This is a genomic window from Flavobacterium columnare NBRC 100251 = ATCC 23463, from assembly GCF_002530675.1.
Lineage (GTDB): Bacteria > Bacteroidota > Bacteroidia > Flavobacteriales > Flavobacteriaceae > Flavobacterium > Flavobacterium columnare.
Genome location: NZ_PCMX01000068.1, coordinates 1 through 8,643 on the forward strand (window position 1 = coordinate 1; position 8,643 = coordinate 8,643).

General features: G+C 30.9%; 6 protein-coding genes. 4 read left to right on the forward strand and 2 right to left on the reverse strand.

The features are described from left to right. Nucleotides 1-223: 223 nt before the first annotated feature. Both B0A78_RS09850 and B0A78_RS09855 read right to left on the reverse strand, forming a co-directional pair. Nucleotides 224-793, reverse strand: coding sequence for a dual specificity protein phosphatase family protein (locus tag B0A78_RS09850; protein ID WP_065213702.1), 570 nt, complete (start codon nucleotides 791-793; stop codon nucleotides 224-226). After that, the gene (locus B0A78_RS09855; protein WP_065213701.1) at nucleotides 793-2,715 is read right to left on the reverse strand and encodes an LTA synthase family protein; all 1,923 of its coding nucleotides are present in this window, start codon (nucleotides 2,713-2,715) and stop codon (nucleotides 793-795) included. The genes B0A78_RS09850 and B0A78_RS09855 overlap by 1 nt, the downstream gene beginning before the upstream one ends. Nucleotides 2,716-2,837: 122 nt before the next feature. Between B0A78_RS09855 and B0A78_RS09860 the strand changes: the two genes are divergently transcribed. The 4 genes from B0A78_RS09860 to B0A78_RS09875 all read left to right on the forward strand — a co-directional run bounded on the left by B0A78_RS09860 (nucleotide 2,838) and on the right by B0A78_RS09875 (nucleotide 8,400). Further along, on the forward strand, nucleotides 2,838-4,262 hold the full coding sequence (locus B0A78_RS09860; protein WP_065213700.1) for an L-serine ammonia-lyase: 1,425 nt from the start codon (nucleotides 2,838-2,840) through the stop codon (nucleotides 4,260-4,262). 186 nt (nucleotides 4,263-4,448) lie between these two features. Further along, the gene (locus tag B0A78_RS09865) at nucleotides 4,449-4,781 is read left to right on the forward strand and encodes a HopJ type III effector protein (protein ID WP_041253145.1); all 333 of its coding nucleotides are present in this window, start codon (nucleotides 4,449-4,451) and stop codon (nucleotides 4,779-4,781) included. 338 nt (nucleotides 4,782-5,119) lie between these two features. Beyond that, a complete protein-coding gene (gene recJ / locus B0A78_RS09870) occupies nucleotides 5,120-6,808 on the forward strand; it encodes a single-stranded-DNA-specific exonuclease RecJ (RefSeq protein WP_014164324.1) in 1,689 nt (562 codons plus the stop codon). A gap of 410 nt (nucleotides 6,809-7,218) precedes the next feature. Next, nucleotides 7,219-8,400: an MFS transporter gene (locus B0A78_RS09875; RefSeq protein ID WP_050855812.1), complete on the forward strand. Its 1,182-nt coding sequence runs from the start codon at nucleotides 7,219-7,221 to the stop codon at nucleotides 8,398-8,400. Nucleotides 8,401-8,643 lie beyond the last annotated feature (243 nt).

Here is an 8,643-nt window from a genome sequence, read left to right on the forward strand (position 1 = left end):
AAGATTAAAAGAACAAAGAAGATAAAAGGTAAAAAAGTACCAAAATTTTCCTTTGTAGATGTTTTCTATTGAGGGTAAAAAAATGAGTATTTTTTAGATTTAAAGTCATTTTTACCTGTAATAAATTTTAAATGTGTAACATAAGTTTAGTCAAGATCGATTTTAGAATTATAAAAAAACCCGAGTTATAGAACTCGAGTTTAAATAAAATTTATAATGAAAACTATTTTGTTTCGTTTCGGTTTTTATAATTGTGAAGGAAATCACCTTTTGGTTTTCCTAAATCAAAAGAAGAATATTTGGTCAACATTCTAGTAGAAGTACGTGCTTTGTCTTTATCCCAATTTTCGTATTCTATTCTATAAAGAGCTGAATATAATTCGGCTCTGCCTACCCCATGATAACAATGAATTAAAACAGGATAATTTTTAGGATTATCCATAATTTTATAAAATGTTTGTAAATTTTGTTCTGTAGGTACTTGGTCAGAACCATTGTTAAAATAATTAAGACCTGGTATTTTTGCAATAGCTTGTTTTTCAGCGGTTAATTCAGAAGGTACTTCTGGGTTGTTTTCTAAATCAGCAGTTCCAGGAAAGCGTAAGTCTACAATTGATTTTATTTTGTACTTTTTTACATAATCTTCTATTTCATCTGGTGGTATAACCCCGCTTTTGTATACTTTTCCTTCTGTAATGGTTTCAAAGTTGTGATTTAGGTGCATATCATATACGTATTTACCACCTATGATACTTCCTAATATTGCTATGAATAATATTATTTTCTTTTTCATTATTGAGCTAATTTTCTATCTATAATTCTATCAAAATAATCTTTAATTAACGCTTTACAAATTTCTGCTGTTTCCAGCATTTCTTGGTTAGGTTTTAGATTAAGTTCTTTTTCTAATGCTTTGTCATTTTTATCGTAAAAATGAATGTCTTTATTGCCATCAAAAGTACAAATATAGTTCCCTCTTTGTAATTGGTAGCTATTACCGTTAAAATTTATTGTAAAAGGGGGTATGTTTGTTTTACTTACTAAACTTCTTCCCCAGCTTCTAAAGGGTTTTGGATACCCAATCATATCTAATAGAGTAGGGTAAATATCTATTTGTTGTGCAAAATCATTGTTTTCAGCTTTTAGACTTCCGTCGGGTTTGTAGATAAGTATGGGTACAGCTTGTCTGTTTACAATTTTGTCGTATTCGGGATATGCGGTCAGGTTGGTATGATCTGCGGTTATAATAAATATAGTGTTTTTAAACCAAGGTTGTTTTTTAGCTTCTTCAAAAAAACGTTTAAAAGCATAATCTGTATATCCTACACATTGATGCATTGGGCTTGTTCCTTTAGGGAATTTACCTTCGTATTTTTTAGGTACTATATAAGGTTCGTGAGATGAAACTGTAAAAATTGTGCTAAAAAAAGGTGTTTTCTTTTGATCTAATGTTTTTTTCATGAATTGCATAAAAGGTTCGTCCCAAATTCCCCATACACCATCATGTTGCGTATCGTCATTAAATTCTGTTTTTCCATAATAATGATCAAAACCTAAAATATTTCCAAATCCCATGAATCCCATAGATCCATTAGGAGCTCCATGAAAAAAAGAAGTATCGTAACCGAGTTCTTTTAAACAAGAAACCAGAGATTGAATTTTTTGATTAGGGTAAGGAGAAGAGGTAAAGGCATCTCTAAAGGATGGGATACCAGCAATGACTGAAGACATTCCATGAATAGATTTGCTTCCATTGGCGTAAGCATCCGTAAAGATTAAACTTTCTTTAGCTAATTCATCTAAAAAAGGAGTATAGCTTTTAAAACCAGGGATGGTTGTATTTTTATTCATACATCCCCAATATTCTCGTCCAAAACTTTCTGTTATAAATACAACAATATTAGGTTTTGTGGGAGGGTAGTTATGGTATTGTTTAATGGGTTGTATTTGATTTTTTAAAACAGAATCGTTGATTGTATAATTAACTTTTTGAAATGTTGTTGTGCGGAATGTTCGAATTAATGCAAAAGGGGTATTTAAAACTATATCTGCATGTTGTGGTTTTGTAACATATTGATTGGCATCTATGAGGTTAATAGGACGAGTACTTTTTTTAAAATCACCTCGTATTCCACCTATTGATAAAACTAAAATAATAATAACTCCAATTTTTGAAGTTAAAAAATATTTCCAATTATGTAGAACCTTTTCTTCTTCAACTCTAACTAACTTGTATAATTTAATCCAGACAAAAGCCGTTATAAAAAAGAGTAGATAAACATACCAATAACTTATAATAAATCTAAAAAACATATTTCCTTTATTAGATTCATGTTTAGCTATATCTAAAATAGCAATAGTGGTTCTTGAATAAATATATTTATAGTAAATAAAGTCAATAAAATTAGTTGCGTAGGCTATTAGATTAGTAATGAAGTATACATATAACAGTACTGTTTGATAACCTTTGCGTGTATTAATCCATAAAGGAAATATAGAAAGTAGTATGAAAAGAGAATTTACATATAATATAGCAGTAGTGTCAAAAGTTAATCCATGAAATGCTAATTTAAAAAATTGACCTAATGAATCTATTTTTAAAAATTTTAGATTAAAAAGAGTAAAAAGAATTCGAACTAAGGAGTAAAAAGCATATACTAGTAATATTCTGTAAATTAAAGCTTTGTATTCTTGAATTCTAATATGTTTGATCATTGCTGTGTTTTTTTAGGGCAAAAGTAATTGATAAAATGATATCTCTATTTATATTTTTTAAAAAATTAACGCTTTTTTGTAAGCAATAGGAACCTTATCTTTGTACGCTAAAATAAAAAATTATGGAAGAGTGTATTTCAGTATTTGATATGTTAAAAATAGGAGTAGGACCTTCAAGTTCACATACTCTAGGTCCTTGGCGCGCGGCTGAACAATTTTTAAATGAAATTAAAGAAGCAAACATTCTAAATAAAACAAATAAAGTACAGGTTGACTTATACGGATCTCTTTCATTGACAGGGGTAGGTCATGCAACGGATTTAGCCGTAATGTTAGGTCTTAGTGGGCAAGATCCAGAGTATATTCCAGTGCAAGATATTGACGGAATAATTTATCATATTAATGACTCTAACGAATTAAAATTAGCCAATGAATTTGTTATAAAATTCAATCCCAAAATAGATATTGTATTTAATAAAAACTTTTTGCCTTTTCATGCCAATGGATTAACGTTTACTGCATTTTATGAGAATGAAAAATATGAATCAACATTTTATTCAATAGGAGGAGGATTTGTTGTAAAAGAAGAAAGAGTATCTGCTAAAGAAAAAGAAGAAGTAAAAAAGGCATTTCCATATCCTATAAATTACGCAACCGAATTATTAAATTACTGCCAGCAACAAAATCGAAAAATATCAGAAATAGTTTATGATAATGAAAAATCAATTCGTACAGAAGATCAAATTCATCATGAACTAGTAAGAGTATGGAACACCATGCTAGAATGTATGTATATAGGCTGTCATACAGAAGGAATCTTACCAGGTGGATTGAATGTAAGAAGGAGAGCATTTGATATACATCAAAATTTAATCGGTCTAGCGCATTATAATTCGCCACAAGAGTGGTTAGAAACAATACGTAAAACCGAAGTGAAATTTAGACAAATACTTAAGTGGGTATCTTGTTTTGCACTAGCAGTTAATGAGGTTAATGCCTCATTAGGCAGAGTTGTTACGGCACCTACTAATGGGAGTTCAGGGGTAATACCAGCCGTGTTAATGTATTATATGGTCATAGAAAATCATCAAGCTAATGAAGATCAAATCAAACAATTTTTGATGGTAGCAGGTGAAATTGGTTCTATTTTTAAAAAAGGAGCCACCATCTCAGCGGCTATGGGAGGGTGTCAAGCCGAAATAGGGGTTTCATCAGCCATGGCGGCAGGTGCTTTATGTGAAGTAATGGGGGGAACACCAGAACAAGTTTTAATGGCAGCAGAAATTGCCATGGAACATCATTTAGGACTTACTTGTGATCCTATTGGAGGTCTTGTTCAAATTCCGTGTATAGAGCGTAATACAATGGGAGCTATTAAGGCTATTAACGCAGCTGAACTAGCACTAGAAACAGATCCTAAGAATGCAAAAGTACCATTGGATAAAGTAGTAAATACCATGTGGGAAACGGCTAAGGATATGAATAATAAGTATAAAGAAACCTCAGAAGGAGGCTTGGCAGTTGCCGTAAATATGGCTGATTGTTAATATATGTATTAATTAAATTCCGAAGGTGTCTGAAAAGTTAAAACTCAATGTTTAGTCTGTTACTTCGACGGTAGGAGAAGTTACATTATCAGCATCATGTGATTTTTTCTTCTGGTTAAGATGGTAAAATTGTAACTTTTTCGGATAGCTTTTTTATCTTTGACTCAATCAAAAAAATATAAAACAATGCATCTTTTCATTCAAAAAATAACAAAAGAAGAAAACATCACCTTTGAAGAGGTTATTGCACATATTGATGCAAATTATGAATTTACGCCTACACTTTTTAAAAATGGAAATCAGGTAAATCAAGCGGGAGAAAATAATGGTTCTTGTAAAATATTTTCTTTTGCTCTTTTACATGAATTAACAAAGGAACAAACGTTAAAACTTTTTGGTAAATTTTATCAGGATGTAATAGCAACCCCAGAGGCAGAAGATCATCAAAACATCCGAAATTTTATTACATTCGGGTGGGATGGAATTGTATTTGAAAAAGAAGCACTTAGATTGATATAAACCTAAAAAGAATGTAGCAGTAGTTTCTAGTGTAAAATTTTAGTAGTAAAAAGGAGGGCTCTTTTTTGTATATTTTAAGGAATCGTTTTCATTATAATTTAGTTTCAAACACAAAAGGGAGCCAGTGTAGTTTTATCCCAGATTACGCATTATAAAATTATTACAGATAAAAATGGCTTTGAATCGAAAAAAGTACTTAATTCTTTGTCCTCAACGTAGCAAAATTACAGTTGCGGTAAAAAATTTCAGTGTATTTTTATCTTCTTCGCCTTTTTCATTTTCATCACAAAGGCTAACGCATAATCTGGGTTCAGTATAACATAATAATCTATAGTTTTATGCGTTGGACGTTAAAATCGAAGCCAAATGATCAAAAAGTACAAGCTTTACAAAATGTACTTCAAGTAGATTCTATTGTAGCAACTCTTTTAATACAAAGAGGGATAGATACATTTGATGAGGCTAAAAAATTTTTTAGACCATCTTTATCTGATTTGCATGATCCTTATCTTATGAAAGATATGGATAAAGCGGTAGATCGAATTGAAAAGGCTATTTCATATAATGAAAATATTTTAGTTTTTGGTGATTATGATGTAGATGGCACAACAGCTGTATCCTTAGTTTCCTCTTATCTAAAAAGTTTTTATCCTAATGTGGCTACCTATATACCTGATCGTTATGCAGAAGGATATGGCGTTTCTTTTAAAGGAATTGATTTTGCTGAGGATCATAATTTTACTTTAATTATAGCTTTAGACTGTGGTATTAAATCTATAGACCATGTAAAATATGCTTCTCAAAAAGGAATTGATTTTATTATTTGCGATCATCACAGACCAGGATCTGTTTTACCAGATGCGGTAGCCATCTTAGATCCTAAAAGAGAAGATTGTTTTTATCCTTATAAAGAATTATGTGGCTGTGGAGTAGGATTTAAATTAATACAAGCATTAGCCTCTAAAAGAAATCAAACAATTCAAGAATTAGTTCCCTATTTAGATTTAGTAGCTACGGCTATAGGAGCTGATATAGTACCTATAACGGGAGAAAACAGAGTTTTAGCTAAATTTGGATTAGAAGTAATTAATACATCTCCTAGGCCAGGTATACAAGCTTTAATCTTAAATATAAAGAAAAAAGAGCTAACTATTTCAGATGTAGTATTTATTATAGCACCACGAATAAATGCAGCAGGAAGGATAAAACATGGGAATTATGCAGTATCATTATTAACAGAATTTGATTTGTTACAAGCGTCTCAATGCGCCGCTGATATTGAAATTTTTAATTCAGATAGAAAAGATCTAGACAAACAAATAACAGAAGAAGCTCTCGAACAAATTATACAAAATCAAGAAATAGATCGTTTTTCTACGGTAGTTTATCAAGAAAACTGGCATAAAGGAGTTATAGGAATAGTAGCTTCTCGTTTGGTAGAAAATTACTATCGTCCAACTATTGTTTTTACAAAAAGTGGCGATAAATTGGCCGCATCCGCTCGTTCAGTAAAAGATTTTGATATTTATAATGCTCTAGAAGCCTGTGCTGAACATTTAGAACAATTTGGAGGGCACATGTATGCTGCGGGTATGACACTAAAAGAAGAAAATTATATTGCTTTTAAAAAAGCATTCGAACAAACAGTAAAAGAATCTATTCATCCTGATTTATTGATACCAGAAATCAGTATAGATGCAGAAATCCAATTAGAAGATATTACCCCTAAATTAATGCGTATTTTAAAACAATTTGAACCTTTTGGACCAGAAAACATGACCCCTGTTTTTATATCGAAATCAATACATGATACAGGTTATGGCAAAGCAGTCGGTCAAAACGACGAACATCTTCGTCTTTTTGTGAAGCAGAATATGAGTGCTAGTTATAGTGCGATAGGTTTTGGTATTGGAAAAAAACAAATACTAACGTCTAATTTACGAAGATTTGATGCGGTATATTCCATTGAAGAAAATGAATGGAATGGAAGCGTTTCGTTACAACTTAGATTAAGAGATATAAGGTAATGAAAATAGAAATCGAATATTTTAAACTTCAATTTAAGTTATTCAATAGACAACTAAAAGAGTTTTAAATTTCACCTCAATTAGCATACCCTTTTTTAATAGTAGGGTTTTGGATTACATCTATTTGTTTTTAGCTTTAGTATTTGTATTTATCTGTCTGAAAAACAAAGGAATTTGTTTTAATAAATCAGAATATTATACGATTATAGATTACTTGAAAACGGTATTCTTAATTTATCTTAAAAGAATACTATTTAAAGTCTTTATTTGTATTATTGAGTATAAAAGCATCTAGTAGTTGTAATTCAATAAAAAAAGTAAAACGATTAAATAACAATAAAGTGTCAAAAAAAAAACATAAAGATCCTTATTCATCATTAAGAATTAAAGAATTTAGATGGTTTTTAGCCATGCGATTAGCAGTTGTACTGGCTTGGTCTATGCAATTCATAATTGTAGAATGGGAAGTATATAGGATTACCCAAGACCCATGGTCATTAGGACTAATAGGTTTGATGGAAGTAATTCCAGCTATTGCTTTAGCATTATTTGCTGGACATATAGTAGATAAAAATGAAAAGCGAAAAATGATGATAAGGTGTTATATTGCGTTATTCGTACTTTCATTCGTTTTAACAAATCTACTCAATCCTTTTTACCCTTCTTTTTTTACAGCTAAAGAAGTCCTTTATAGTATATACATATTAGTTTTTTTAGGAGGTGTAGCTCGAGCTTTTATTTTTCCGTCGGTGTTTAGTTTGTTGGGTTTAATAGTACCTCATTCAGAAAAATCAAATGCTGCCGCTTGGAGTAGTTCTACTTGGCAAATTTCAGCTACTATAGGTCCTGCATTAGCGGGTTTTCTAATAAGTTGGATGGGGGTTTTTGAGGCTATGTGTGTTGTACTAGGATGTGTATTGGTAGGATTATTTGCGCTTTTTCAAATTACACCTAAACCTATTTTAAATACCCAAAAGGTAGAGTCAGTATATGAAAGTCTAAAAGAAGGATTGTTTTTTGTATTTAATAATAAGACCATCTTAAACGCTATATCACTAGATATGTTTGCTGTTCTTTTTGGTGGTGCAGTAGCATTATTACCCATTTTTGCAACAGATATTTTAAAAGTTGGTTCTGAAGGTTTTGGTATTTTAAGAGCGGCACCTGCTATAGGTGGGTTAATAACAATGTTAGTGGCAACACATCTTGATCTTAATCATCAAGCGGGTAAAAAACTATTATGGGCTGTTTTTGGTTTTGGTATTTGTATTATTATGTTTGGTTTGTCTACAAATTTTTGGGTTTCAGTTCTGGCTTTGTTTTTAAGTGGTATTACTGATGGAATTTCAGTAGTAATTCGATCTACTATACTCCAACTTTATACACCTGATACCATGCGTGGAAGAGTTTCCTCAGTTAACTCTATATTTGTAGGATCCTCTAATGAATTAGGCGCTTTTGAAAGTGGGTTTACCTCAAAACTTATGGGCACCGTAAATGCTGTTCTTTTTGGAGGAATCATGACACTGATAGTAGTAGGTAGTATGACAATAGCTTCGCCAAAATTTAGAAACTTAACTATTGATAAATAGGTCTTTTCTTAATACAATCTAAATTATGTTTAAAAGAAAAAACATTTCCCTAGCCTCTAAAAAGAGGTATAATATCTTGTAGGTATAGAATTCTTTTTTGTGAATGTAGAAAACATAAATTTAAATCAATGTTTAGTCTACAATTTAGTGTAGTTTTATTATTGTTGTATAAAAAAGGGGACTAATACATAAAAGGGTAAAATACTATTTCAAATAGCACATCTTTTAAAAACGATTCCTTTA